Source organism: Nocardia heshunensis (assembly GCF_054782115.1).
In genome coordinates this window covers 149,547-174,912 of the sequence record NZ_BAAGTC010000002.1, presented here as the reverse complement: position 1 = coordinate 174,912, position 25,366 = coordinate 149,547, and the positions used below count along the sequence as shown (strand labels likewise).

The 25,366-nt window shown below is 68.1% G+C and carries 23 protein-coding genes; 8 read left to right on the top strand and 15 right to left on the bottom strand.

The annotated features are described in order from the left end of the window. Positions 1-15: 15 nt before the first annotated feature. Positions 16-933, bottom strand: a complete 918-nt coding sequence (locus ACYVN4_RS00825) for a ribonuclease Z (RefSeq protein WP_460717271.1) — start codon at positions 931-933, stop codon at positions 16-18. A 98-nt stretch (positions 934-1,031) separates the two neighbouring features. On the opposite strand from ACYVN4_RS00825, the gene ACYVN4_RS00820 reads away from it, so the two are divergent. Together ACYVN4_RS00820 and ACYVN4_RS00815 are read left to right on the top strand one after the other, a co-directional pair. Beyond that, positions 1,032-1,451: a DUF6153 family protein gene (locus ACYVN4_RS00820; protein ID WP_460717270.1), complete on the top strand. Its 420-nt coding sequence runs from the start codon at positions 1,032-1,034 to the stop codon at positions 1,449-1,451. 61 nt (positions 1,452-1,512) lie between these two features. Continuing rightward, complete coding sequence (locus ACYVN4_RS00815; protein WP_460717269.1) at positions 1,513-2,160, top strand: DUF305 domain-containing protein; 648 nt, start codon at positions 1,513-1,515, stop codon at positions 2,158-2,160. An 84-nt stretch (positions 2,161-2,244) separates the two neighbouring features. Here ACYVN4_RS00815 and ACYVN4_RS00810 read toward each other — a convergent pair whose 3' ends face one another. Continuing rightward, a complete protein-coding gene (locus ACYVN4_RS00810; RefSeq protein ID WP_187703184.1) occupies positions 2,245-2,532 on the bottom strand; it encodes a hypothetical protein in 288 nt (95 codons plus the stop codon). 156 nt (positions 2,533-2,688) lie between these two features. Next, entirely contained in the window at positions 2,689-4,209 is a 1,521-nt protein-coding gene (locus ACYVN4_RS00805; RefSeq protein ID WP_460717268.1) for an amino acid permease, read from the bottom strand. A 285-nt stretch (positions 4,210-4,494) separates the two neighbouring features. On the opposite strand from ACYVN4_RS00805, the gene ACYVN4_RS00800 reads away from it, so the two are divergent. Then, positions 4,495-5,367 carry a hypothetical protein gene (locus tag ACYVN4_RS00800; RefSeq protein ID WP_460717267.1) on the top strand — a complete coding sequence of 291 codons (873 nt, stop codon included), beginning with the start codon at positions 4,495-4,497 and terminating at the stop codon, positions 5,365-5,367. Between the two features lie 2 nt (positions 5,368-5,369). Here ACYVN4_RS00800 and ACYVN4_RS00795 read toward each other — a convergent pair whose 3' ends face one another. From ACYVN4_RS00795 to ACYVN4_RS00780, 4 genes are all read right to left on the bottom strand, one after another. After that, a complete protein-coding gene (locus ACYVN4_RS00795) occupies positions 5,370-6,209 on the bottom strand; it encodes a hypothetical protein (RefSeq protein WP_460717266.1) in 840 nt (279 codons plus the stop codon). Between the two features lie 11 nt (positions 6,210-6,220). Next, the gene (locus ACYVN4_RS00790; RefSeq protein ID WP_460717265.1) at positions 6,221-7,042 is read right to left on the bottom strand and encodes a hypothetical protein; all 822 of its coding nucleotides are present in this window, start codon (positions 7,040-7,042) and stop codon (positions 6,221-6,223) included. A gap of 17 nt (positions 7,043-7,059) precedes the next feature. Further along, the gene (locus ACYVN4_RS00785) at positions 7,060-7,728 is read right to left on the bottom strand and encodes a hypothetical protein (RefSeq protein WP_460717264.1); all 669 of its coding nucleotides are present in this window, start codon (positions 7,726-7,728) and stop codon (positions 7,060-7,062) included. 168 nt (positions 7,729-7,896) lie between these two features. After that, on the bottom strand, positions 7,897-8,937 hold the full coding sequence (locus tag ACYVN4_RS00780) for an NAD(P)-dependent alcohol dehydrogenase (protein WP_460717263.1): 1,041 nt from the start codon (positions 8,935-8,937) through the stop codon (positions 7,897-7,899). A gap of 140 nt (positions 8,938-9,077) precedes the next feature. Between ACYVN4_RS00780 and ACYVN4_RS00775 the strand changes: the two genes are divergently transcribed. Both ACYVN4_RS00775 and ACYVN4_RS00770 read left to right on the top strand, forming a co-directional pair. Further along, the gene (locus tag ACYVN4_RS00775; protein WP_460717262.1) at positions 9,078-10,541 is read left to right on the top strand and encodes a flavin-containing monooxygenase; all 1,464 of its coding nucleotides are present in this window, start codon (positions 9,078-9,080) and stop codon (positions 10,539-10,541) included. A 7-nt stretch (positions 10,542-10,548) separates the two neighbouring features. After that, entirely contained in the window at positions 10,549-11,466 is a 918-nt protein-coding gene (locus ACYVN4_RS00770; protein ID WP_460717261.1) for an alpha/beta hydrolase, read from the top strand. 10 nt (positions 11,467-11,476) lie between these two features. On the opposite strand, the gene ACYVN4_RS00765 is transcribed toward ACYVN4_RS00770, so the two are convergent. The 7 genes from ACYVN4_RS00765 to ACYVN4_RS00735 all read right to left on the bottom strand — a co-directional run bounded on the left by ACYVN4_RS00765 (position 11,477) and on the right by ACYVN4_RS00735 (position 22,109). Further along, positions 11,477-12,046 (bottom strand): TetR/AcrR family transcriptional regulator, encoded by a 570-nt coding sequence (locus ACYVN4_RS00765; RefSeq protein WP_460717260.1) that lies wholly within the window; start codon positions 12,044-12,046, stop codon positions 11,477-11,479. A 104-nt stretch (positions 12,047-12,150) separates the two neighbouring features. Further along, positions 12,151-13,386 carry a cytochrome P450 gene (locus ACYVN4_RS00760; protein ID WP_460717259.1) on the bottom strand — a complete coding sequence of 412 codons (1,236 nt, stop codon included), beginning with the start codon at positions 13,384-13,386 and terminating at the stop codon, positions 12,151-12,153. A 79-nt stretch (positions 13,387-13,465) separates the two neighbouring features. Then, positions 13,466-16,138, bottom strand: a complete 2,673-nt coding sequence (locus tag ACYVN4_RS00755) for an alkaline phosphatase family protein (protein WP_460717258.1) — start codon at positions 16,136-16,138, stop codon at positions 13,466-13,468. 148 nt (positions 16,139-16,286) lie between these two features. Continuing rightward, positions 16,287-17,423, bottom strand: a complete 1,137-nt coding sequence (locus ACYVN4_RS00750; RefSeq protein ID WP_460717257.1) for a BTAD domain-containing putative transcriptional regulator — start codon at positions 17,421-17,423, stop codon at positions 16,287-16,289. A gap of 209 nt (positions 17,424-17,632) precedes the next feature. After that, a complete protein-coding gene (locus ACYVN4_RS00745; RefSeq protein ID WP_460717256.1) occupies positions 17,633-19,675 on the bottom strand; it encodes an ArnT family glycosyltransferase in 2,043 nt (680 codons plus the stop codon). Between the two features lie 212 nt (positions 19,676-19,887). Next, on the bottom strand, positions 19,888-21,213 hold the full coding sequence (locus ACYVN4_RS00740) for an MFS transporter (RefSeq protein WP_460717255.1): 1,326 nt from the start codon (positions 21,211-21,213) through the stop codon (positions 19,888-19,890). Between the two features lie 98 nt (positions 21,214-21,311). After that, positions 21,312-22,109: a hypothetical protein gene (locus ACYVN4_RS00735; RefSeq protein ID WP_460717254.1), complete on the bottom strand. Its 798-nt coding sequence runs from the start codon at positions 22,107-22,109 to the stop codon at positions 21,312-21,314. Positions 22,110-22,121: 12 nt separating this feature from the next. Here ACYVN4_RS00735 and ACYVN4_RS00730 point away from each other — a divergent pair, with 12 nt between their 5' ends. The 3 genes from ACYVN4_RS00730 to ACYVN4_RS00720 are packed head-to-tail and all read left to right on the top strand — an operon-like array spanning position 22,122 to position 24,895. Beyond that, positions 22,122-22,400, top strand: coding sequence for a hypothetical protein (locus ACYVN4_RS00730; protein WP_460717253.1), 279 nt, complete (start codon positions 22,122-22,124; stop codon positions 22,398-22,400). Positions 22,401-22,445: 45 nt separating this feature from the next. Beyond that, positions 22,446-23,582, top strand: coding sequence for an LLM class flavin-dependent oxidoreductase (locus ACYVN4_RS00725; RefSeq protein WP_460717252.1), 1,137 nt, complete (start codon positions 22,446-22,448; stop codon positions 23,580-23,582). Further along, positions 23,579-24,895, top strand: coding sequence for an NtaA/DmoA family FMN-dependent monooxygenase (locus tag ACYVN4_RS00720; RefSeq protein ID WP_460717251.1), 1,317 nt, complete (start codon positions 23,579-23,581; stop codon positions 24,893-24,895). The genes ACYVN4_RS00725 and ACYVN4_RS00720 overlap by 4 nt, the downstream gene beginning before the upstream one ends. A gap of 56 nt (positions 24,896-24,951) precedes the next feature. Here ACYVN4_RS00720 and ACYVN4_RS00715 read toward each other — a convergent pair whose 3' ends face one another. Then, complete coding sequence (locus tag ACYVN4_RS00715) at positions 24,952-25,293, bottom strand: hypothetical protein (RefSeq protein WP_460717250.1); 342 nt, start codon at positions 25,291-25,293, stop codon at positions 24,952-24,954. Positions 25,294-25,366: the final 73 nt, after the last annotated feature.

The window sequence follows — 25,366 nt, the reverse complement described above, 5'->3', positions numbered from 1 at the left end:
TCATGCCCGCAGTGATCAGCGGCGGGCCGGTACCGGGATACGCATCAGATCCTCGGCCACCACGATCTCGCCGTCGAAATGCGCGCGGGCGTCGGCGAGATGCTGATCGAGGGTGCGGTAGCGCTGGGAGTAGTGGGTCAGCACCAGCGTGCGGACCCCGGCCTTCGCGGCGACCTGGGCGGCCTGTCCGGCGGTGAGATGGCCGTATTCGACGGCGAGTTGCTCGTCGGCGTCGATGAAGGTGGCCTCGATGACCAGCATGTCGACGCCGCGGGCGAGGTCGTAGACGCCGTCGCAGAGGCGGGTGTCCATGACGAACGCGAAGCTCTGTCCGGGCCGGGCCTCACTGACTTCGTCGAGGGTGATGGTGCGGCCGCCGACCTGGACCTCGCCGCGACGCTGCAGCTCACCGACCACCGGGCCGGACAGGCCCAGCTCCTTCAGGCGTTCGGGGACGAAGCGGCGGCTGTCGGGTTCGTCGAGGCGGTAGCCGAAGGTCTCCACCGGATGCGAGAGCTGGGCGGCACGCAGGGTGAAATCGGCTCCCGGCGGCGGCAGGTCGCCATTGCCGGTGATCGGATGCGGTTGCAGCTCGACCTGGCGATTGTGGGCCGAGGAATCGATGAGCCGCTCGTAAAAGATCTCCCCCGAGGCCGGGAAGTACACGTCCACCGGATGCAGCGCGCCGTCGAGGCTGATGCGGCCGAGCACGCCCGGCAGGCCGAAGCAGTGGTCGCCGTGGAAGTGGGTGATGCAGATGCGGGTGATCCCGCTGGCGGCCACGCCCGCGAAGCTCATCTGCCGCTGGGTGCCTTCCCCCGGGTCGAACAGCAGCCCCTCGCGGTCCCAGCGCAGCAGGTAGCCATTGTGGTTGCGCTGTTTGGTCGGTACTTGGCTGGCCGTTCCAAGGATGACCAGTTCGCGCTGTGACACGGCCGCCAGGCTACCGTCCGGCCCGGTGATCCTCGCGGTGGCGAACCGGCGCGTCCCGCTCCGATACCGACAGGGGGTATGCGGGTAAACTGGCCGCCGTGATCGAACAGCCGTCGTGGAGCACCCGGTACCTCCGGGCGTTCGGGCTGCTCGCACTGATGGCGGGAATCGTGGCCATGCACGCGCTCGTGCTGGGCATGAGCGACGGGCACACCGATCACGCCGTGCCTGCTCCCGCCGCGATGGTCATGAGCCAGGACATGGTCATGAATCACGACCACGGCGCGTCCATGCCCGGCTGCGGCGGCGACTGCGCAAGCGGTCATGCCGGGTTGCACGGCTGCCTGTTCGTGCTGTCCGCGCTGCTGCTCGGTCTGGGCCTGGCTCTGCTGGCCTGGGTCGGGCTCGCCCGCCGCGACGCGATCACCGCGCACCTGCGCCTGCCGCGCACGCATCCGGCCCGGCCACCCCCGTGGACGGTGCTCACCCTGGCCGACTTGGCAATTCTGCGGATCTGATGGGCCGCGCCTTTCGCGTACCCGAATTTCGATTCGTCACCAATTCCCAAGGAGCTCAATCATGTTCACGACCCGTATCAAAATCGCCCTGATCGCCGGTACCGCCGCTACCGCCCTGATTGCCGCCGGGTGTAGCAGCAACGACAGCGACACCTCGAAGGCCGCAACCACTTCCACCACGGCCATGGCGCACGGCAGCATGCCCGGGATGGATCACGGCTCGGCCACCACTTCGGCGCCCGCCGCCACCCGCAGTGATTTCAACGATGCCGACGTGACCTTCCTGACCATGATGTATCCGCATCACGCGCAGGCGGTGGAGATGGCGAAGCTGGTGCCGTCCCGCTCGCAGAACCAGCAGTTGATCACCCTGGCCAAGGCCGTGGAGCAGGCACAGTCGCCGGAGATGCAGCAGATCACGACGCTGCTGCAGAGTTTCGGCAAGCCGGTGCCGAGCGGCGAAATGAACCACGATATGCCCGGGATCATGTCGAAGGATCAAATGACCAAGCTCGCGGCCGCGTCCGGGCCGGAGTTCGACAAGATGTGGATGCAGATGATGATCGAGCACCACCAGGGCGCGATCGACATGGCGAATACCGAACTGGCACAGGGCAGCAACGCCGACTCGAAGGCGCTGGCGCAGTCGATCGTGACCGCGCAGCAGCAGGAGATCGGCCAGATGAACACGATGCTCGGCCAGAGCTAGTCGTTCGTCATCCCGGCACGCTTCTTGGCCGGGATCCACAGCCACAGCGTGGATTCCGGCCAGAAACACGCCGGAATGACGGGGTCAACTGCCGATGACGGCGTTCATGATCGTCCCGGCACTGGTGGCGGTCGCGCCGCCGATCATGGCTCCGGCCACCATCTTCGGCGATTCCAGACCGCCGCCGCTCCACTTCTCCCATGCGAAGCGGCCGCCGCCATAGGTGATGGCGGTGACGCCCGACAGCATGGTGAACCAGGTGAAGTAGCGGACCAGCTTCATCAGCTTGTCCGCCACCGGCGGCGTCTCCGGGGTCGGGTTGCCGATCTGCGCGACAACCGTGTTGTAGGCGTCATGCACTGCGAGGAGCATGCTCACGATCGGGTTCCTCTCGGGATGCTGAATCGGTGCTGGTGCGGCGGATCTTGTGGCACAACTCTCACTATTCAGAGCAATTGAACCGCATCCACCGGGGTGTCATAGCGACGACACACCACCAGCACCGAACTCGAGCACCCGATCAGCTACCTATTTCGTCTCAGCAGCGGCCTTGTTCAGCAGCGAATGCCTGCGGCCGTAGGCGAAGTACACGACCATGCCGATCGCCATCCAGATGACGAATCGCAGCCAGGTCTCCACCGACAGGTTGAACATCAGCCACGCGCACGCGATCACCGACAGGATCGGCACGAACGGCACCAGCGGCACCCGGAAGCCGCGCGGCAGATCCGGGCGGGTGCGGCGCAGGATGACCACGCCGATCGACACCAGCACGAACGCGAACAGCGTGCCGATATTGACCATTTCCTCCAGCGTGCCGAAGTCCACGAACCCGGCCAGCACCGCGCAGATGACGCCGACGATCGCGGTGATCCGCACCGGCGTGCCCTTCGGCCCGGTGTGGGCCAGCTTGCGCGGCATCAGGCCGTCCCGGGCCATGGCGAACAGCACCCGGGTCTGCCCGAGGAACAGCACCATGACGACGGTGGTCAGACCGGCCAGCGCGCCGATCGAGATGATGTTCTTGGCCCAGGTGACGCCGTGGATGGCGAAAGCCGTTGCGAGCGTGGCGTCGTCGCCCTGCAGGTCCTTGTAGGACACCATGCCGGTGAGCACCAGCGAGACCGCCACGTACAGCACGGTCACGATGGCCAGCGAGCCCAGGATGCCGCGCGGCACATTGCGCTGCGGGTTCTTGGTCTCCTCGGCGGCGGTGGCGACCACGTCGAAGCCGATGAAGGCGAAGAACACGATCGACGCCGCGGCCAGCAGGCCGTACCAGCCGAAGTGGCTGTTGCCGCCGCCGGTGACCAGCTGGAACAGGGTCTGGTGCACCTTGCTCGCGCCGCCGGAGTCGGCGTTCGGGACCGACGCGGGCACGAACGGCTTCAGGTTCGAGGCCTTGAAGTAGGTCGCGCCGACCACGACCACCAGCGCGATGACGGCCAGCTTGATGGCGACCGCCACGGCCGACACCCGCGAGGACAGCTTGGTGCCCGCCGCCAGCAGCACGCCGAGGATGGCGATCAGCAGCACCGCGCCCCAGTCGAATTTCACCGACCCGAAGTGCCAGATCGGCTGATGCCCGCCCATGACCGTGCCCAGGTACTGCGACCAGCCCTTGGCGACAACCGAAGTGCCGAGCGCGAATTCGAGGATGAGGTCCCAGCCGATGATCCAGGCGACGACCTCACCGAAGGTGGCGTACGAGAAGGTGTACGCGCTACCCGCGACGGGCACGGTGGAGGCGAACTCGGCGTAGCAGAGCGCGGCCAGGCCGCAGGCCACCGCGGCGAACACGAAAGCCAGCGAGACCGCGGGTCCGGCCACGTTGCCCGCGGTGCGCGCGGTGAGGGTGAAGATGCCCGCGCCGACCACGACCGCGACACCGAAGACCGTGAGGTCCCAGGAGGTCAGGTCCTTGCGGAGTTTGGCGTCGGGGTCGTCGGTGTCACGGATCGACTGTTCGACGCTCTTGGTGCGGAACAGTCCGGTGGTGCGCCCGGCAGCGGGTCCGGCCGCACCCCGCTGGGAATCCGAAATCGCCACTGTCTCTCCTATATCTGGCTTCTCGGCAACAATGCAGTTCTCACCGGTCAGCCACAGTTCAGCTCCCGGTCGGTGCACTTTCGCTGGTGGCCTGCAGAAAGACTCGCTGGGTCCAGCCCCGTCACTGCGTTCGGACTCTGATCGGAGTCCGAGTTATCGGCGTCACACGGAACCGTATCACCAGCTGGTACGTACCAGTTCAGCAACCATATGGACAACAGGGCCCGCCCGCGTGCCGCGTCGACGCCACGCCGGGGACCGGAAGGTCGGATTAGTGTTTCCGGTATGGGTTTCGGGGGTGGGTCCGCAGGCAAGGACGTGGATGCATTGGACCGGATCCTGGCCGACGCGCACGAGGTCCGGGTCCGCGAGATGCCGGGCGATTCGGTGCCGCTGCTGATCGAGCGCGACTTGGTTGCCGTACAGGCGCTGCGCGAGGCCTTGCGCGTCGCCGACATGCCCGGCTTCATCTGCCGATGCCAGGGCGACGCGGCCCTGGAGTTCCTCGCCCGGTCCGGCACGCGGCTCGCGATGGTGACCCTGCACCACGGGTATTCGGTCCGCTGGACGGGCTGGCACGAGGACGCGTTGCTGGCCGACGGCGTGCGCGTGCTGGAATGGCTTGCGGTGCGCGGAGTCTCGGAACCGCTGCGCGAGTACCGGGAGACCGAGCAGGCGCGGGTGGAGAGCGCCCGCACCGACCGACTGTGGGAATCCGACACCCCGGCCGCCCTGTCGCCCTACCTCGAGTTGTTCTTCGATACGTCACGCACGGGCCGCGACCTGACCGCCGCCCAGATCCACGAAATGCGCGTACCGCTGCTCGCGGCGCACCCCGACCCGGTCGACCGCGTCCTGCGCCTGTGCACCTGGTTCGGTTCGGGCACCGGCGACTACTCGGGTTATCCCCTGCACGAGGAGATTCCCCAGCACTTCCTGGACCTCGAGAGCCCCGCCGACTTCGCCCGCGCCGTCGAGATCGCCGATGACCGCGCCACCGCGGGCGCGGTCCGCTACCTACTCGGCGACGAGACCGAAGACCACCTGTCGCACCTACTGTCCGCCCTGTCCCCCACCGCCCGCCGCAAGATCCTGCGCCACACCCACGACGCCGACCACCGCGACTGGTTGCGGCACAAGATGACCGACCTGCCCTGAAGTCAGCTCACAGGGGCGGTGCGCAGGATCTTCGCATCGCAGAACCGCCGCAGGATCTCGGCGTCACCGAGCTCGGATTGCAGGGCACCCTGCTCCTTGTCGACCGCGCACGGTGGTGACCCGCTGGCGTCGGACGACTTGATGATCTCGGCCACGAAAACCAGCTGGGACCCTTGGAACTTGTCGAACTCGATATACCAGTGCGCGGCACCGCCTTTGGCCTGGCCGACGATATATCCGTCGGCCGTGCGATCCACGCCGATTCCGAATACCTCTCCGGCCCTGGCGAATTCCGCCGCCCCCGACTTGGGCCGGAACACCTCGAAGGTGCCGTTGCCGACTATCACAAGATTCAAGGGCACGATCAGCTCATCACGCCCGTCGCCCGTCAGAGCGGCGAGGAACGGCTCGCGCGGATCATCGGAATCTTCCGAAACGATGGTCTGCAGCACGGTCCCGTCACGCCCGGTCACGTCGATCGTCGCCGCGCTCCCGAACTTGAATCCGGCCTCGTGCCGCACGACGAACGAGTATCCCGCGCTGTCGTGCGAAACCAGCCTGCAGTCGGCAGGCATCGCACCCTGCACCCCGGATCCCTTGACATCACCACACATCGGCAGCGCCGCCACCGGCACCGGTACCGCCGCGGTGGTACCGGTGGCGGTCGGCTCACTCGAGACCGGAGTGCCCTTCGTACAGGCGCCGGGGACCAGCGCACACGCAACGGAAGTCGTACCCGGCGCTGTCTGACTCGCCGGAACGGCCGCCGGAGTGTCGTTCCCACAGGCGGCCGTGATCAGAACGACCACGGCAACGGCCGCAACCGGCCAGATCCTCCCCATGACTGCGCCCCCTACGTGAACTTCAGAACTATGGGTTCCGAGCAGAACCGTTGTGTCACTTGGCTATCGCTGAGACCGGATCCCGCGAGGCCGCCTGATCTGATGACCTTGCAGGTGCCGTGCCCGTGGCCCTGGGAATCCTCCGTCATATCGATCTCGACGCGGACCTTCTCGACGAGTTGGGAGTTCTCGATCTTCATGAAGGAGACTTCCTTCTCGGCCGCGCCGCCCTTCCCGACGGTCGCGATGTATCCACTGTCGGTGTGTTCGAGGTCGATGCCGTTGATCTCGCCGATCCGCACGAAATTCGGGTCCTTGGCGGCCGGGTCGGGAGCGGTGTCGCGGTAGACGGCTTCCGTGACACCGCCGCTCCCGGAGCCGACCGGAATCAGCAGTTCGTCACGGCCGTCGGCGTCGAGATCCTGCAGCGACGGTTCGCCGTTCATGAAGAGGTCTCCGGTCTCCACCATCGTGCGTCCGGCGGCATAGTCACTGTTGTCGACCAGGTCCTTGGCGATCACGTCGACGAGAGTGACCTTGGTATCGCCCCCGGCCGAGGTGCGCTCGACCGCCGCGTGCCGGACGACGAAGGTGTAGTGGGCCGAATCCTTCGACACCAGTTTGCAGTCCGGGATGGGCGTCTTCCCCGCGTCCTTGACGTCGCCGCACAGCGGCAGCGTCGCGATATCGATCGTCGGTTCCTTCACCGGTGCGGCGCTCGTGGTCGGAGCCGCAGTCGTCGTCGTGTTCTTCGCGCCCGCATCGGTATGCCCGCAGGCCGCGGTGAGCATGACGCAAGCAATGACGGCCGGAACCGGCCAGATCCTCCCCATGACGGCGACTGTAGCGGTCAGTGCACCGGTTCCGCCTTCGTATATTGCGCACCGCAGAAGCGTTGGAGGACTTCGGCATCGGTGAGCTCGGATTGCGGGGCGCTCTGGCCGTTGTTGACGGAGCACGGGGGTTCGGTTGTGCCCGAGGTGGTGATGATTCCGGCAACGAAGACCAGCTGGGTGGCTTGGAACTTTTCGAAGTCGATGTACATGTGCTCGGCGTCGCCGTGGATTTGGGAGACGAGGTAGCCGTCGGCGGTCCGGTCGAGTTCCTTGCCGAAAATGCTTCCGGCCCTGACATATTCCGGCTTGTTCGACTTGGGCCGGTATACCTCGTAGCCGCCATTGCCGACCGCCCCCGCGTCCGACTGCAGAATCAATTCGTCCCGACCGTCACCGACGAGATCCGCCAGGAACGGCTCTTCGGGACGGTCGGCGGGCGTCGCATAGAAGGTCTGGAGAACCGCGCCGTCTCTTCCCGTCACGTCGATCATCGTCTGGATCTTCGCCCCGAGCCCGGTCTCGTGGCGCACGATGAACGTGTAGCCCGCACTGTCGTGCGAGATCAACTTGCAATTACCGGGCATGTACAGCGGCGCCCCAGAGCCTTTGGCATCGGCACACATCGGCAATTCCGCCGTCGGCACCGCCGTGGCCGTCGGCTTGCCGGCGGCTACCGACGGCACGGGACTCGTGACGGCCGCCTTCGTGGTCGACGGACATGCCGCGGGACTGTCGTGCCCACAGGCGGAGACAAGCAGAACACAGGCTGTGATGGCCACAATCGGCCAGATCCTCCCCATGCCAACGAGATTAGCTGGCGTGGCAACGGAAATTCTGCTGCGAGAAGGGGTTCAGGGGACGAGGACGGCTCGGCCTCGGATTTGGCCGGCGTCGAGGCGGCGGAGCGCTTCGGGACCGTCGGTGAGGGGGAAGGGTTCTACTTCCATGTGGAGTTTGCCTGCTTGGGCGAGGGCTACGCAGGCGTGGAGGTCGGAGCGGGTGCCGCCGAGGGATTTGCGGACGGTTGCGCCCCAGGGGAGGCCGGGGCCGCCGGCGGGGCCCGCGGTGATTTCCGGTGCGCCGTCGCCGATTCCGACCATGCGGTAGGCGCCGTTGGGGGCGACGGATTCGCAGGCGAGTTTGGCGGTGGCGTTGACGCCGACGAAGTCGAAGACGGCGTCCGCGCCGCGGCCGTCGGTGAGGTCGAGGATCTGCTTGGCGGTGTCGTCGCCGGAGAGGAAGCCGATGTCGGCGCCGCAGTCGGCGGCGAGATCGAGCTTCTCTTGGGCCTGGTCGACCGCGATCACGCGGACGCCGGAGATGGCGTGCAGGATTTGCAGGGCCACGTGGCCGAGGCCGCCGATGCCGATGGCGACCGCGGTTCCGCCGGGGCGCAAGGCTTCTCGCGCGCCGCGAATGGCGTGGTAGGCGGTGAGGGCGGCGTCGGCGACGGGGGCGGCCTGCAGGAAGTCGAGGTCGCCGATGGGCACGAACGAGCTCGCCGGGATGCGCACGTAGTCCGACATGCCGCCCTCGAGGGTGAGGCCGGGGCAGGGCGGCATGGCGACGCGACCCGCTGCGAGACAGACGTTTTCATTGCCGCTGACGCATTCACGGCAGACGCCACAGGTCCAGAACAGGTACACGACACCGCGTTCGCCGACCTCGCGGCCGTTCACGTCCGAACCGATGGCCTCGATGGTGCCGGCGATCTCGTGGCCGAGGGTGAGCGGGTCCTCGCGCAGCTGGTACGGGAAGTTGACCAGCGTCAGATCCGAGTGGCAGACCCCGGCCGCGCCGACCTTGACGAGCAGGTCGGTGGGTCCGATCTCCGGTACCGGGATGTCATTGATCTGCACCTTTTCCGGTCCGGTCCACTGCAGTGCGCGCATCGTGCTTCCTCGCCTCGAGCTTGTGATCTGGGGCACACGGTAACACTCGCTTTACAGTCCGTCTAGCGAATGACGGAATGTCTACTGAATTTCGCGAAACCCCTTCCGGAACCCCGGACACGTGTCTACGCTGCCGTCCCATGAACTCACCGCGGATCGCCATCGTGGGGGCCGGAATCTCCGGGATCTGCATGGCAGTGGCTCTGCAGCGGGCCGGATTCACCGACTTCACCATCTACGAGAAGGGCGCCGACTACGGCGGCACGTGGCGGGACAACAGCTATCCCGGCCTGGTGTGCGATGTGCCGTCGCGGTACTACCAATTCCGTTTCGCCATGAATCCGGAATGGACGCACCTGTATTCGGCGGGGCCGGAGATCAGGCAGTACCTGGTGGGGGTGGCGCGCGAGCACGGGCTGCACCGCAGCACCCGCTTCGACACCGAGGTCACCGGCGCGGTGTTCGACGGAAGCGCCTGGCAGGTAACCACTTCCGAGGGCGGTACCCGCGAATTCGATTTCGTCCTGTGCGCCACGGGATTCCTGCATCACCCGAACCGGCCCGACATCCCCGGCCTGGACGAATTCGGCGGCACCGTCATGCATTCCGCGCGTTGGCAGCACGACGTCGAGCTGACCGGCAAGCGGGTCGGCGTGATCGGCACCGGATCCACCGGCACCCAGTTGGTCAGCGCGCTGGCCGGTAAGGTCCCGCGGGTCGTGATGTTCCAGCGCACGCCGCAGTGGATCCTGCCGACCGTCAACCGGGCCTACTCGCCGGTGTCGAAGCGGCTGTACCAGGCGATCCCGGCACTCGGGCAGCTCCCCTACCTCTTCAATCGCGCGGCCTTCGCGGTGTTTTCGCAGGGGTTGGTGCATCCGGGCCGGGTGCGCAGGCTGATCCAGTGGGTGGTGGAACGCAATCTGCGCTCGGTCAAGGATCCCGAACTACGCCGCAAGCTGACCCCCGACTATCAGGCCATGTGCAAGCGGCTGGTGGTGTCGGATCGCTTCTACCAGGTCGTGCAGCGGCCCGATGTCGCACTGGTGACCGAGGGTATCGACCGGATCGAGAAGGACGCCGTCGTCACCGCCGACGGGCAGCGACACGAGCTCGACATCATCGTGCTGGCAACGGGATTCGACTCGCACGCCTTCATGCGGCCGATGGCCATCACCGGCACCGGCGGCCGCACCCTGGATCAGGCGTGGGCCGAGGGACCGCGCGCCTTCGAGGGCGTCATGATGCCGGACTTCCCGAATCTGTTCATGCTCGTCGGCCCGCACAGCCCGTTCGCCAACCATCCGCTGACCGCGGTGGCGGAGGCCCAGTCCTCCCGCATCGTCGGCTGGTTGCGGCGTTGGCAGGCAGGCGAATTCGCGACCATCGCACCCACGGGGGCGGCCACCGATCGTTTCAACGCGCGCATGCGTGCAGCCGCGCCGAGCACGGTGTGGACCACCGGCTGCCAGAGTTGGTACCTGGGCAAGGACGGGCTGCCGGAGTTGTGGCCGTGGACGCCGGGCGCATACGAGAAGCTGATCCGCAGCACTCCCGACCCCGTCGACTACGACCTGCGGCAGCGCGTCGCGATCGGGAAGTGACGCGATCATGGAAATAGCCCTGTGGCGCTTCGCCTCTCGCCTGGTCGGTCGCTGGTGGTTCGATCCGGCTCCCGACTGGACGAAGGTCCGCGCCCGCGTCGGTGCGGGCACCACCTTCGCCCGCGCGCCGCGTGGGATCACCGTCGAGACCGGCCGACTCGGTGGCGTTCCGGTCGAAACCCTCACGCCCCGTGCGGCTCCCGCCGATGCGGCGGTGCTGTACCTGCACGGCAGCGGCTATGTGATCGGCATGCCGCGCATGGTGCGCACTCTGACCGGCGCGCTCGCCGCGGCCATGGGCACCACCGTGCACGCTCTCGACTACCGCCTGGCCCCGGAGGATCCGTACCCGGCCGCCATCGACGACACCCTGGCCGCCTACCGCGCCCTGCTCGCTCAGGGTATCCCGGCCGAACGCATTGCGGTGGTTGGTGATTCGGCCGGTGGCGGACTGGCACTGGACCTGGCATTCCGGCTGCGTAAGAAGCACTGGCCGCAACCGGCCATCCTCGGGTTGATCTGCCCGGTGCTGGACCTGTCGGCGGATTCCTCTGCCTTCCACTGCGATCCGAGCCGGGAACCGCTATTGAATCCCCCGCTGATGACCCAGTTCATGGACGCCTACGTGCCCGGTGTACCGGAGACCGAACGCCGCGCCCGCTCCCCGCTGTACCGCGATATCACCGGCCTGCCGCCGATCGTCATGCACTCGGCGGGCGACGACCTGCTGGCCGGGGACGCGCGACGCTTCGCCGACCATGCCGCGAAATCCGGTGTGCCCCTGCGCCATCACGAGTATCGCGGCCTGTGGCACGTCTTCCACGCCATGCCCATGAAGGTCGCCCACGAGGCGGTCGCGGATCTCGCGTCGGCCCTGTCCGACGGCGTCTACGGCCACCGCACGGGCTACCGCGCGGGCCGCTGAGGCGCGCGACTCAGGCGAAGGCGCGCGCCGCGATCGGGACCACGAACTCCTCGAGCATGGCACGCTCCTCGTCGTCGTCGCGGCCGGGCGAGGCGAGGAACGACACGATGATCCGGGTCAGCCAGCGCGCCAATCGGCTGCGCTCGGGATCGGTCAGCGCGGTGGACGTGAACAGCCCCGCCGCAATGGATTCGATGACATCGGAATCCTGGCTGATGCGCCCGGCCGCGCCGGACTCCCCCGGCCGGAACCAGGCAATGAGCAGCGGATCGGCGCGCACGGCATGGATTGCGCCCAGCATCGCGGTGCTGATCCGCTCGGCCGGATCCTCGATCTCGGCGACCCGAGCGAAAACCTCCGCGGCAATGCGGCGGGTCGCCCGATGCACGAAGCCCAGCCGCACGGCCTGACGGTTCTCGAAGTACCGGTAGAGCGTGGCGCGAGAACACCCGGCGGCCTTGGCGATATCGCCCATGCCGACGGTGGCGACCCCGCGCTCGGCGAACAGTCGCGCGGCGGCATCCAGAATGCGCTCGGCCGCCAGGTCGGCGCGATCATCGGCCAGCCAGCCTCGGCTCATCGGAACTCCCTTCGATTCACTCATGATTCCGGCGGCAACGGCAGCCGCCGCCGGAATCACTCGCAGATACTCTGCCCGTGCGGCGAACGGGCAGAGTCACCGGGTTACGCGCTCGCTTGGAAGGGGACCGAGATCGGCCAGCGGACGTAGTTGCCGTGGGCCCATTGGACCGCGTCCAGGTCGACGGTGTAGTCGGGGCAGCGGGACAGGAGTTCCTCCAGGGCCACGCGGGCGACCATGCGGGCGGCGGCCGCGCCGAGGCAGTGGTGGTGGCCGTGGCTGAAGGTCATGATGCGTTTGGGGTTGCGGCGGACGTCGAGTTCGGCTGCGGTGGGGCCGAATTCGCGTTCGTCGCGGTTGGCCGAGCCGTAGCACAGCAGGACGCGGCGACCGACGGGGATGGTGACGCCGTGCAGTTCGACATCGCGGGTGGTGGTGCGGGCCAGGCCCTGCACCGGCGAGGTCATGCGCAGGAATTCCTCGACGGCGTCGGAGATGAGCGCCGGGTTGTCCACCAGCACGCGACGCTGTTCGGGGAAGGTGGTCAACAATTGCACCGCACCGCCGAGATTTCCGGTGGTGGTGTCGTTACCGCCGGTGATCATGGTGAAGGCGAAGCCGAGCATGGCCAGCAGGCCCTCGTTGTCACCGTCCGCGCCCAGCCCGGAGGCCAGCAGGTGCGAGATGGTGTCGTCGCCGGGCTCCTTGCGCCGCCGGTCGATGAGTTCGCTGAAGTAGCCGACCATCTCGCCGACCGCGGTGAAGGCGTTCTGGTCGCCCGCCGCCAGGCCCGCCCCGGCGACCGCGCCGCCGACGATATTCTCGGTCCAGTCGTCGAACTTGCCCCGATCCTGTTCCGGCACACCGAGATAGTGCGCCACCACCATGGTGGGTAGCGGCTTGAACAGCTCCTTGACGATGTCGCCGGATCCGGCGGCCCGCAGCCGCTCGATGCGTTCGATGACGAAGGCGCGGACCTCGGGCTCCACCGAATTCACCTGTCGCGGTGTGAATCCCGGTGAGACCCGGCGGCGGAAGTCGGTGTGCTCGGGCGGGTCCATGAAGACGAAGGGTTTGGCGGCCCCGAATCCAGCGGCCAGCAGATCGACGTAGTCGACGGTGAGCCCGGAGGCCGAGGAGAAGGTCTCGGGGTCTCGTGCGGCCGCGTAGACGTCCGCGTGCCGGGTCAGGACATAGAAGTCGTCGGAGGGACGATCCGCGGGAACTGCCCGGTGAACCGGATCATGCTCGCGCAGTTGGGAATACATGGGGTAGGGGTCGCGCCAGGTCTCCCCGGACCGCAGCTCGAATCGCACCGCATGAGACGCCGTTGAACTCATGAACCGACGGTAAGACAAAAGACACGATCTGTCTAGAACTCGTTGCAGAATGGCCTGAATGTACCGGACCCGGGTCGCTCTACAACACGCGGAAACGCACCGGCCTGGCCAGCGGACGACCCCCGTCGTCGAGGTGATGCAGCAGGTAGGAGCCGGTGGGCAGTTGCCCGGAGCGAGTGGCGTCGGCGACCGCGCCGACCTGCCGGATGCCCGCGACCGGGACGGCCGCATCCGGCGTACCGGACTCCGCGACCACCGGCAGGACCACCTCATCGCGGAGCACCCCGTCCCCGAGCGCGAGGGTGCGCAGCGCGGGACCCGCGGGAACCGCGGTCGCGAATCCGCCCGGATCCGGGTACACCGCGAGCCGATGCGCCGCTACCGCCTGCGCGAGGCCGTAGTTGACGACCAGGTCCCGACCCGGCTCGTACAGCGACCGGTCCAGTAGCAGCCGGTCGAAGGGTGCGGCATCGTCGGCCGTGCGACCGGCCTCACCGTTGTCGATGAATCCCCGTGCCCGGCACAGATATCCGGCATCGGATGCAGCGCTCACCGAGAGGTCGTACCAGCCCGCGCCTTCGGCGTCGCTCGCACACGCCAGCTCCCGGCGTTCGGTGCCGCCCGCGGCGACATCGATGAGCCAAGGCCCGTCGTGGCGGTAGGCATTGGCCGCCACTTGCACCGAGATCCGTTCTTTCCCACCATTATCCAGCAATAGACCCAGCTTTCGCGGCCCTGCGGCCGAGGTGGTGACGGTGACCCGCAGGTCGGCGCAGGGCCCACGCAGCTCACCGGCGAAGCGGCGCTGGAACCCGTCGGGACCGTACACCGAGTAGTCGTAACGCCCATTAGCGGCAGGGAATTCACGGGAGACGGTGCCGCCGCCCGGGATGTCGAATCGTGTCGGGGTGTAGTCGAGCGCGAAGGCATTCGTATACACGAGGCAGTGCGCGGTACCGGAACCAGCGTTGTCGAGGGTGAGCGCCACCCCGCCCCGCTCTCCCGGTACGCACCGCGCCTGCAGCCGATACGGCAGCGGCACCCGCACCCGAGTACCGCCCTGCTGCTTGGGCATGCGCTGAACGAACGGAAGTGGCTGCGCGGCACCGTCATTCGACTGCTGCGCACGCGGCGCGGTGTCGGGGACGAAGAGGGTGCGCCGCGCGCCGAAGTCGAACAGCGAGGACAGGTCGCCGCACACCTGCCGCCGCCACGGACTGATATTCGGTTCGGCCACGCCGGTGACCCGCTCGAGGAATCGCAATACCGACGTGTGGTCGAACAATTCGGAGCACACGGCCTGTTTGCTCCACGGCGACACGATGATCGCGGGCGTCCGCGCCCCCAATCCGACGTGATGGCTGCCGAAGTACTCACCGCTCGCGCCCGGCGGTGGCGTCGGCGCGGGGACGTGGTCGAAATACCCGTCGTTCTCGTCGTAATTGAGGATGAAGACGGTCTTGTTCCAGACGTCGGGATGGTCGGCGAGCGCCTCCAGCACGCCGTGTACCAGCGCCTGCCCGTTGCGCGGGCCCATCACCGGATGCTCGCAGTCGACGTAGGGCGCGACGATCCAGGAGACCGTGGGCAGCCGCCCGGTGGCCACGTCGGTGCGGAAGGATTCGACCAGGGTGCCTGTGCGCGACCGCAGCAGCCCCTGTTCCACCAGCGCCCGCTGCGTCGCCGACAGCTCGTCCAGTCCCCGCTTCAGGTCGGCGGTGTAGGCGGGTTCCAGGCTCGGATCCCGTTGCAGGTCGGTGTAATAGCGGAAGAAGTTCTCGAAGGCGAGCCCGCGCCCGCCGTTGGTGTGCTTGAGCGCGGCCCGCGCCGCCTCCCGGAACGGCAGGAAGAAGTCCAGCGCGTTGTCGGTGTAGTTGTCCCACTCCTGGTAGACCCGCCAGCCGATGCCGCGTTCCTGCAGCCGTTCGGCGTAGGTGGTCCAGGGCAGTCCGAAGATGACGTCGTTGACGTAGCGTCCGGCGTCCGGCGAGAGCAGCGCGTCGTAGAGGAACAGATTGCCGGTGCGCGGCGCGACCAGCCCGGCCAGCGCCTCGGTGACGGATTGCGGTAGCGCACTGGTCATTCCGTGCACCATGCCGAGCACCGAGTCCACGATCCCGCTCACCGGCAGGCTGCGCATCCAGCGCAGCTTCATATCGTCGGCGAACAGCGAGACCTGCAGCGACTCCGCGTAATTGTCCAGGGCCAGTGGGTTTTTCACGGTGCCGGTGAACAGGTACATGCGATTGGGGTCGGTGGGCCCGTTCACCGAGCAGTGGTAGGCGTCGCAGACGGTGAACGCCTCGGCCAGCTGGTAGTAGAAGCCGAGGGTGTCGCGGTCGTAGCCGACCATGGTGCCCTCGCCCTTGGCGGGGATCCAGCCGTCGTGCTTGCCGAAGGCGAAAGCGTCATGGCCGGTGCGGGTTCCATGATCGGTGCCGTCGATGTTCTGCAGCGTGGTGAGGTAGGGCAGCACGGTGCGCCCGCCGTCGGGCTGGTGGAAGACCGAGCGTCCGGTGGACAGTTGGAGCGCGTTGAGGTCGGCGTAGCCGCGCACGCCCGGCATGCCGCCGAAGTAGTGGTCGAAGGATCGGTTCTCCTGCATGAGGATCACCACGTGCTCGATGTTGTCCCAGCCGCCGGGCGGGGCCGGTTCGGCCCATGCCTGGGCCAGGCTCGGCGGGAGCATCGACATGGCTCCGGCCGCGCCACCCAGCTGCGCAGCATGCTTCAGAAAGCGCCTCCGATCCATGATCTCCCCTGTGAGCATAGGAACGGCTATCACTGAGGATCGCCGACCGAGCTTGGGGGTTCGTGGCGGTGAGGGGGCTCACCAATGAAGGGTCAGTTAATCATTGGCTCGGGAGGTCGCACTCCGGTCACGTGGGGTTCACTCCTGTTCAGCCGGCGTTGTCATCCGTGCGTACCAAGACGAATACCAGCTCGGTGTCGCCGATGCGGAGCAGCGCGCCGTCGGAGAGCAGACCGCTGTCGAGTACCCGCGCGCCGTTGATGAAGACGCCGTTGGAGGATTGCAGATCCTTGAGCACCCAGGTGTGCCCGTTGTCGATGATGAGCGCGTGGTGGCGGCTGACCCGGCCGTCGGCCAGCGCGATCTCATTGTCGGAGAGCCGTCCGATGCGGGTGGTGGAGCCGACGATCGGATAGATGTGGCCGAAACGATCCCGCAGCAGGGCCTGCGGTTCGTGCCAGCTGCGGTCGACGATGGTGGTCGCGCGGGTGGCCGATGCCGCGCCGACCGCGCGCACGCTGAGCGGATCCTGGCGCAGGATGCGCGATTCCAGTTCTCGGATGCGGTGACCGGGGTCGATGCCCAACTCGTCGGCGAGAATGCCGCGCAGCCGCCGGGCCGCCTCGAGCGCGTCGGATTGCCGACCGGTCAGATACAGCGCGGTGATCAGCTGTTCCCAGAGCGATTCGCGCAGTGGGTGATCGCGCACCAGCAGGCTCAGCTCCGGCACCACGTTCTCGGCGCGCCCCTGGGCGATATCGGCCTCGGCGCGGGCCTCGATCACGCCGATGCGCTCGTCGTCGAGGGCCACCGCGTAGGCGTCGGCGAAGCCCAGCCCGCGCAGATCCGACAGCACCGGGCCGCGCCATTGGGCCAGGGCGTCGGAGAGGGCGTCGGTGGCGGCCGCGAAGCGACCGGCGGCGAGGGCGCGCAGTCCGGCTTCGCGGCGGGTGCGGAAGCGGAAGACGTCGCAGGCCGCGTCCTCGATGACGATCCGATAGCCGGTGCCCATGTGCTGCAGCACGGTGCGCGCGTCGATGCCACCGTCGCGCAGGGGTTTGCGCAGGTTGGAGATGATGGCGTGCAGGCTGACCCGGACGTCGGGCGGCGGATTGTCCTCCCAGACGGCGCTGGCCAGGGCCTCCACCGATACCGGACGGTTGGCATTGATCGCCAGATAGGCCAGGACCGCACGCTGCTTGGGTCCACCCAATTGCTGCTCGACGCCGCCGATGGTCAACTGCACCGGCCCGAGCATCCCCACCTGCGCCCGCACCTCACCCATCGCCGACCTCCCGCCCGGCCCCACTTCTCGCCCGCCACTGTAACTTTCCACGGCCGCCCCGCCCATCCCATCCGCCGAATTCCTCCACCGGACTGGTCGGTCCCGACGCCCATTTCGTTCCACTCCCGCGGCTGGAGCGATGAACATGCACTGGTGCAGGCGTTTTCCGTGCAAAGCCTGCACCAGCGCATGGTGACGCGATGGCCGGGTCAGTTGAGGGTGTAGACCTCTACATTGCCGATCTTGGTGGCCGGGTAGTTGGCCTTGACCCAGGCGGCGATTTGAGCGGAGTTGGAGTCATCCTCCTGGTTCCATTGGCGGCCGCCGTCCTGCTTGCGCTCGCGGATCAGGTAGTAGCCGATCTGATGGTCGGCGACGTACTGCTGGAACCGGGCCAGCGTCGGGGACGGATCGCGACCGCTGAAGCCGCCGACCGCGAGCAGGGCCTTGCCGGTGGTCAATTCGAGGACGTCGACATCCTGGGCGCCCCGCGCGGCGGCTGCCCAGCGGGCGTCGCTGCCATTGACCAGGTCGATGATCCGCGGGTCGGAGACGCCGAGCTGCCCGGGACCGCCCGGGCCGGGACCGTCGTCGCTCTCGCGCGCCGGGCCCGCCATCGGGCTGCCGCCGCTCTGCGGCTGGGTGATGGTTTCGAGGGTGTAGACGGTCGGGGCGAGCAGCCCGGCCGACAGCGCGAAAACGCCGATGGCGAGGGCGAATCGGGGCAGCTGCGGGGTGACCAGCAGGAGCGCCGCGGCGAGCACCGCGAGCGCCGTCACGGCCCAGCGCAGCCACGGCAGCCAGTCGGGGGTCTGCCCGAGCAGCGCGAACGACCAGAGGCCGGTGAGCAGCGACATGGCCGCGAGTGTGCTGCGCGCGGCGAGATGGCTTCGGCGCGACCACAACTGGGTCGCCCCGATGCCGACCAACGCGGCGATGGCGGGGGCCAGCTCCATCGAGTAATACGAGTGGAAGCTGCGGCTCATGTAGCTGAGCATGGCCGCGGTGATCAGCAGCCAACCGCCCCACAACAGCAGACCGGCGCGCACGCGGTCGGTGCGGGCGGCCTTGCGGGTCAGCCACAGTCCGGCGAGCAGCGCGATCAGGGCGGCGGGCAGCAGCCACGAGAACTCGGTGGCGAGCTCGCCGTGGAAGAGGCGGGTCAGGCCGGGGTGCGAATCGAATCCGCCGAAGCCGCCGTGCATCTGGTTCGGGGCCGGGGTTGGGGTGGCCCCTCCGGTCGGGGTGGGTACCGCGGTCGGCGTGGGTACAGCCGTGGTGGTGGGCACTGCCGCCGGGCCGGGGCCGTGGCCACCGCTCTTGTTGCCCAGGACGCGGCCCAGGCCGTTATAGCCGACGGCCAGGTCCCACAGGCTGTTGGTGGTGGAGCCGCCGATGTAGGGCCGGGATTCGGCCGGCCACAGTTCGACCAGCACCACATACCAGCCCGCCGAGACCACCAGCGCCCCGCCCGCGGCCGCCAATTGCCCGATGCGCGTGCGCCATCCGCCCGCACCGGCGACCAGCACCACCAGCGCCAGTCCGGGCAGCACCAGGAATGCCTGCATCATCTTGGCGAGGAAGCCGAAGCCCATCAGCACGCCCGCACCAACCAGCCAGCCGGTGCTGGCCGACAGGAAGCGGTCACCGTGCGCATCGATGGCGCGGACCGTGCAGTACGCGGCCCCCACCAGCAGCAGCACCATGAGGGCGTCGGGGTTGTTGAAGCGGAACATCAAGGCCGCCACGGGGGTTACCGCGAGCGCCGTGCCCGCGATCAGACCGGCGGCCGGTCCGGCCCAGCGCCGCACCGCGGCAATGAGCAATGCCACGGCCGCGACACCCATGAGGGCCTGCGGGGCGAACATGGACCACGAGTTGAAGCCGAAGATCCGGCCGGACAGGCCCATCACCCACATGGCGGCGGGCGGCTTGTCGACGGTGACGGCGTTCTGCGGATCCAGCGAGGCGAACAGCAGCGCCTTCCAGCTCTGGGTGCCGGACTGCACGGCGGCGGCGTAATAGCCGTTGCCCCAGCCCGCGCCGCCCAAGCCCCACAGATTGATGACCGCCGTGGCGATCAGCAGTGCCAGGGTGGCCGGTCGTTCCCAGACCGGCCGCCCGGGTGGGGCGAGCAGCATCGACCATCTGGACGTGCGGTCGTCTTTCGACGACGTATCGATGTCACCGAGGGGCCCTGCATCGCTCCCACCGGTCGACGCCGCATCATCCGCGACGCTGATGGTCGACATGCCACCCGCCTTCCTTTGTTTACCCAGCCAATTCCCACTGACGGCCGGGAGCATATGTGGCGGGTTTGCCGGGGAGCTGCCAGGCGGCTGGGAGTTGCCTGTGAGCCTGGGGGCGAGGGGCGTGAACTGCGAAAACACCCCGAAGAGCGGCGGATTCGAGTGCCCTTCGGGGTGTCGTGCGGACGGATGTTCACCGGCCGCTCGGCTGTTGTTCAGTGGTGGTGTGCCGGGTGGATCGGCTCATGTTCCGCGGATTGCCGGTCCAGTCTCAGCGAGACCACGGCCAGCACCAGACCGGCCGCGGCGATGCTGCCGCCCACCCAGTTGACCGAGGTGACGCCGAGCCCGCCGTCGATGGCCACGCCGCCGAGCCAGATGCCCAGGGCCGAACCGAGGGTGAAGGCCGAGATATTCGCGGCCGAGGCGATATCCGGTGCGTCACCGGCCTGCTGCAGCACCCGCAGTTGCAGCGGGGCCACCACCGAGAACGCCGCCACACCGTAGGCCAGCAGGCCCAGTGCCGCCGTGATCGGGTTGTGGATGAGCAGGGTGAGCGCGAACAGGGCAACCGCCAGCCCGCCGATCGAAACCACCAGCGCCAGGCGCAGATTCCGGTCGGCCAGTTTGCCGCCGAGCTGATTGCCCGCGAACAGGCCCACGCCGAACAGCAGGAACATCGGTGTCACCCAGTGCCTTCCGAGCCCGGTGGCCTCGGTGAGCTGTGGCGCGAGATACACGTAGCTGGTGAAGACGCCGCCGTAACCCAGCAACGTGGTCAGCAGTCCGATCCACACCGCGGGCCGCCGCAACGCCCGCAGCTGATCCCGCAGCGGTGCAGAGCCGCCGCCCGCCAGGTGCATCCGGGCATGGGCGTCCAGCTCGGCTTCATCGGCATTCGTGTCGGCCGCGTGCGATTGAGTCTGGTCGTGGGCCGAGTCATGACTGTGGTCATGAGTTTGAACAGCGCGGGCTCGTTCACGGCCGATTGTCTTGGGGATCAGCAGGATCAGGCCGATGGCCGCGATCAGGCCGAACAGCACGAGGGTGCCGAAGGCGGCGCGCCAGCCGAACACCTTGCCGACGGCCGCGCCGATGGGTGCGCCGAGAATCGTTGCGGCGGTGGAGCCCGCGAAGACGGTGGCGATGGCCCGGCCCTGCTTCGCCTTGGCGACGAGTTCGGCGGCGAAGAGTGCCGCGATGCCGAAGAAGGCGCCGTGTGCCAAGGCCGCGATGACGCGTCCGGTGAGGATCACGCCGTAGGTGGGGCCGAGCAGCGAGACGATATTGCCTACCAGGAACACACCGGTGGTGGCCAGCAGCATGAACCGCCGGCTGACCCGGCTGCCGATGGCGGTGAACAGGGGCGCGCCGATGGCGACGCCGAGCGCGTAGGCACTCTCGAATCTGCCTACCGCGCCGAGGGATACGTGCAGGGAGTTCGCGATCTCCTCCACCACTCCGGCGACGACGAATTCGTCGGCGCCCATGGCGAAGGCGGCGATGACCAGGGCCCAGACGGCCAGGGGCATGGTGCGCATGGGGAACACTTCCTTGAGTTTTCGAAGGTGGATCACGGCTGCGGTGACATCGACAGGCGCACATGGCTTCTCCGTTCGAGTGGTTCTCGGTGGGCGGTTCAGTTCGCGGTGGGCAGGGTGAAGGCGGCGGTGCGGACCTTGTCGCCGTGCTTGAAGTCCAGGAACAGGCGGTAGAGGCCGCGGCCGGGGACGGCGGTGTGGAAGGTGACGTCCGGGCCGGGCGCGGTGACGCCGTCGCCGGGCTCGCCGTTCGGGTGCACGTGGACGTAGGCCAGATCTCCGGCGCGCACGATCACCAGGTGACCGTAGGCGGCCAGGTAGGGCTGCAGATCGGTGACGGGCGCGCCGTCCTTGCGCACGGTGAGGGTGAGCAGTTCACCCGCTCCCCCGACCAGATCGCCGTCGAGGGTGACCTCGTAGCCGTCAACGGTGAAGGTGCGCTCCGGCTGCGGCGCGGTGCCGGGCCGGTAGTCGCCGGGGATGGCGAAATCCGCTCCGAGCGTGATGGTCTTGCCGAGGGCGCGCGGCGCGATATCGGTGAAGGCGCGGTAGGCGCCCGCCTCGGGCAGGTTCAGGCGCACGGTCCAGGTGCCGTCGGCCTGCCGCACCGGGTGCACGTGCCAGAAGCCGGTCAGTTCGCGCTGCACGACGATCAGGTGCAGTTCCTTGTCGTGGATGGCGTCGAACTCGGTGACGGCCGCGCCGTCCGGACCCAGGATGCGGAAGCGGAACTCGGTTTCGCCTGCGGCGACGATCTTTTCGGCGAGATCGAGGGTGTAGCCGTCCTGCGTGACCTGCAGCCCGCCCGGTACACCGGCGTCGTGTCCGCCATGCGCATGGCCGCTGTGTGCGGCGTGCGCATCATGCCCGGCATGGGCTGCATGCCCTTCGTGCACAGTGTGATCCGCATGCGCAGCGTGAGCGGCAGGGGCTGCGTGATCAGCGTGGGCAGCGGCGGCAGCGTGAGCGGCATGGTCGACGTGGCCCGCGTGCTCGGCGTGCTGTGCGTGGTCGCCGTGAGCTGCGTGGTTGTGGTGTCCGGCGTGCGCTTCGGTGGTCATTTTCTCGTCCCTCTCAACTGCTTTCGTGCCTTACGAAAGATCAAGTTAATACCCCCTAGGGGTATATGCAAGATGGCCGTCGGTGACCTGGGTCACCCCCTCGGCACCGGTTTCGGATCACGTTGACGGCAACCGTGGCCCGCCGCGCACAGTTCGACGATCGTCAAACCTATGGCGAGTGACAGCGAATACCGAACGGGCCTGTTCGCGTTGGGAATCGAACTCGACGGCCAGGACCTGCACCCCGACGCGTGGCGATCCCGCGTCCACGCCGCCGAGAACGCGGGCTTCACCTTCGCGACCATCGACGATTCCCTGCAGCCCCCCGGCCCGGAACCGACCGCCCGGCTGGACGCCTCCGTCCGCGCGGGCTTCGTCGCGGCCACCACCAGCACCCTCGGCCTGGTCCCGGTGATCGCACCGACCTATGCCGAGCCCTTCCATATTTCGTCCCAGCTGGCCACCCTGGACTACGCCTCACGCGGGCGCGCCGGATGGCTCGCCGCCGATGACCCCGACACCGCCACGATCTGGGGAGCCACCCCGCGCGTCACCGAGACCGAGCTTCGCCGCGAGCGCGTCGACGCCATCGAAGCCGCACGGCGCCTGTGGGATTCATGGGAGGACGACGCCGTCATCCGCGACTACTCCGCCGGGAAATTCCTCGACCGCGACAAGTTGCACCACATCGACTTCATCGGCGAAACCTTCTCGGTGAAGGGCCCCGCCATCGTCCCCCGCCCGCCCCAGGGCCAGGTGGTCGTCTTCGGTTACGGCACCGGCGAATCCGAGGGCATCGACGTAGCCCTGGTCAGCGGCTCCACCGTGACGGAAGCACTCGCCGCAGTCCGCACGGCGCGAGCGGCTGGAATCCCGCGGGTCCTGGTGGATCTCGACGTCACTCTGGATACGCCGACGACGACTGCGCGGGAGCGCCACGGGTACGGCGACACCCGGACCACCGCACTCGCACCCACCGACGACGTGCGGGGCGCGGCCTCCGATCCCGAATCCGGCGGCCTCCCATCAGCGGGCACGGCCTCCGCCCGCGAATCGACTGGCCGCCTGGCTTTTTCGGGTGCAGCCTCGGATCTGGTCGCCCTGCTCACCGAGCTCGCGCCGGTCGCCGACGGCGTGCGGCTGCACCCCGCCCGGCTGGACGAAGATCTGCCGGTCCTGGCCCGCCACGTCCTGCCCGCGCTATTGCGCGCCGGGCTCGCCAACCGCCCGGTGCCCGGTTCGACGCTGCGCGCGAATCTGGGTCTGGCGCGGCCCGTCAACCGTTACGCGAAGGAGTTCGCCCGATGACCGAGGTCCCGTTCCCCGACGCCCAGGTGCATTTCGGCGTCTTCTTCCAGGGCGTCAATCACCACACCATCTGGTCGGATCCGAGCAGCGGGTCGCAGATCGACTTCGAGACCTTCCGCCGTGTGGCCACCACGGCCGAGCGCGGGCTGTTCGACGCGTTCTTCCTGGGTGAGGGACTGCGCCTGCGCGAGCAGGACGGGCAGCTGCTCGACACCGATATCGCCGGAAGGCCGGACGCCATCACGCAATTGGCGGCGTTGGCCGGGATCACCCGGCGGATCGGGTTGGTGGCCACCCAGAACGCCACCTACAACGAACCGGCCGATCTGGCACGGCGGCTGGCGAGCCTGGACGTCCTGTCCGGCGGACGCGCGGGCTGGAACGTGGTGACCACCGACAATGCCTGGACGGGTGAAAACTTCCGCCGCGGCGGGTTTCTCGATCACGCGGACCGCTACGAGCGGGCCGCCGAATTCTTGGGTCTCGCCCGGGAAATCTGGGATGCCTGGTCGGACAGCGAGATTCGCGCGGTGGAGCGCGACAGCTCCCACTTCCGCGTACGCATCACCCCGACCGTGCCACGCAGCGCACAGGGTCACCCCGTGATCTTCCAGGCCGGGGTCTCCCCCGCCGGGCGGGATTTCGCGGCCGCGCAGGCGGAGGTCATTTTCTCCCCCTTCGGAACTCACTTCGATCCGGCGCTGGAGTTCGCGAACGATATTCGCGCCCGGCTCGTCGCCGCCGGTCGTCCCGCCGACGACATCCGGATTCTGCCGGGCACGCAGATCGTGCTCGCCGAGCACGCCTCCGAGGTGGAGGAGAAGAAGCGCTGGGTGCTCGAGCAGCAGATCACCGGCGCGACCGCGCTGTCGCTGGCGGGTCAGGTGTGGGGGCGGGATCTCTCGCACCTGGATCCGGATGGTCCACTGCCGGTGGAGGATCCGGAGCAGTCGGCAATCTCGTCCACTCGCGGGGCGCAGCGCGACGGCCAGGATCGCGGGGCGATCGTGGCGCAGTGGCGGGCGCTGGCCGATGCGAAGGGCCTCACGCTGCGGCAGGTGGCCGTGGAGACCACCGCCCGCTTCGGTTTCGCAGGTACACCGGGCCAGGTGGCCGATGAGCTGACCCGCTGGGTGCGGCACGGCGCGAGCCACGGCTTCAATATCACCCCGTACCGGGTGCCGACCGGTCTGGACGAGATCGTGGATCTGCTGATTCCCGAACTCCAGGAACGAGGTTCGTACCGGACCTCCTACACCGGCACCACGCTGCGTGAACACCTCGGGCTCCGCCCGCCACTCACGCGCCGCTGATCGCAAACCCGACGGTCCGCTGCCCGCACCCCTCGCGGCGGGTGGCGAATCCGCCGCTATGCCTCGAAGCGTTCGGGCAGGTTACCCGCGGCGTAGCGCGCGTAGGTGTTCTCGGGCGTCACCGTGATGATGTCGGTGACCGCCACCAATTCCGCCGGGACGCAGCCGCCGTCGAAGTGCTCCACGCTGGGCACGATGACGGCGTCCAGCGTTAGCCGGGAGACCAGCACGCGCAGCCGATGGACCGGTCGGTCGGTCCAGGGACCGAAGACCACCGTCTTGCGCAGGTCGTAGCCGAGCCGGTGCGCCATGATGCGAATCCGGGCCTCGTCCCATTGCTGACGTTCGCCGGATATGTCACTCCGCAACCATCCGATGGCGCTGGGTTCCGATGTCATGGCTATCCCTCAGGGGTTTTCACTGCCGGTGACTGTGCCGACTTCAACGTTGGTCCGCGCGCCCGAATTGATC

What these genes read in the sequence shown, in the direction of transcription:
- ACYVN4_RS00730 (WP_460717253.1), top strand. Translation starts at nt 22,122, where the DNA reads ATGCGCAGCGTGAGCGGCAGGGGCTGCGTGATCAGCGTGGGCAGCGGC.
- ACYVN4_RS00770 (WP_460717261.1), top strand. Translation starts at nt 10,549, where the DNA reads ATGGAAATAGCCCTGTGGCGCTTCGCCTCTCGCCTGGTCGGTCGCTGG.
- ACYVN4_RS00810 (WP_187703184.1), bottom strand. Translation starts at nt 2,532, where the DNA reads ATGCTCCTCGCAGTGCATGACGCCTACAACACGGTTGTCGCGCAGATC.
- ACYVN4_RS00745 (WP_460717256.1), bottom strand. Translation starts at nt 19,675, where the DNA reads ATGTCGACCATCAGCGTCGCGGATGATGCGGCGTCGACCGGTGGGAGC.
- ACYVN4_RS00750 (WP_460717257.1), bottom strand. Translation starts at nt 17,423, where the DNA reads ATGGGTGAGGTGCGGGCGCAGGTGGGGATGCTCGGGCCGGTGCAGTTG.
- ACYVN4_RS00800 (WP_460717267.1), top strand. Translation starts at nt 4,495, where the DNA reads ATGGGTTTCGGGGGTGGGTCCGCAGGCAAGGACGTGGATGCATTGGAC.
- ACYVN4_RS00760 (WP_460717259.1), bottom strand. Translation starts at nt 13,386, where the DNA reads ATGAGTTCAACGGCGTCTCATGCGGTGCGATTCGAGCTGCGGTCCGGG.
- ACYVN4_RS00715 (WP_460717250.1), bottom strand. Translation starts at nt 25,293, where the DNA reads ATGACATCGGAACCCAGCGCCATCGGATGGTTGCGGAGTGACATATCC.
- ACYVN4_RS00720 (WP_460717251.1), top strand. Translation starts at nt 23,579, where the DNA reads ATGACCGAGGTCCCGTTCCCCGACGCCCAGGTGCATTTCGGCGTCTTC.
- ACYVN4_RS00790 (WP_460717265.1), bottom strand. Translation starts at nt 7,042, where the DNA reads ATGGGGAGGATCTGGCCGGTTCCGGCCGTCATTGCTTGCGTCATGCTC.
- ACYVN4_RS00765 (WP_460717260.1), bottom strand. Translation starts at nt 12,046, where the DNA reads ATGAGCCGAGGCTGGCTGGCCGATGATCGCGCCGACCTGGCGGCCGAG.
- ACYVN4_RS00815 (WP_460717269.1), top strand. Translation starts at nt 1,513, where the DNA reads ATGTTCACGACCCGTATCAAAATCGCCCTGATCGCCGGTACCGCCGCT.
- ACYVN4_RS00780 (WP_460717263.1), bottom strand. Translation starts at nt 8,937, where the DNA reads ATGCGCGCACTGCAGTGGACCGGACCGGAAAAGGTGCAGATCAATGAC.
- ACYVN4_RS00795 (WP_460717266.1), bottom strand. Translation starts at nt 6,209, where the DNA reads ATGGGGAGGATCTGGCCGGTTGCGGCCGTTGCCGTGGTCGTTCTGATC.
- ACYVN4_RS00755 (WP_460717258.1), bottom strand. Translation starts at nt 16,138, where the DNA reads ATGGATCGGAGGCGCTTTCTGAAGCATGCTGCGCAGCTGGGTGGCGCG.
- ACYVN4_RS00775 (WP_460717262.1), top strand. Translation starts at nt 9,078, where the DNA reads ATGAACTCACCGCGGATCGCCATCGTGGGGGCCGGAATCTCCGGGATC.
- ACYVN4_RS00740 (WP_460717255.1), bottom strand. Translation starts at nt 21,213, where the DNA reads ATGCGCACCATGCCCCTGGCCGTCTGGGCCCTGGTCATCGCCGCCTTC.
- ACYVN4_RS00725 (WP_460717252.1), top strand. Translation starts at nt 22,446, where the DNA reads ATGGCGAGTGACAGCGAATACCGAACGGGCCTGTTCGCGTTGGGAATC.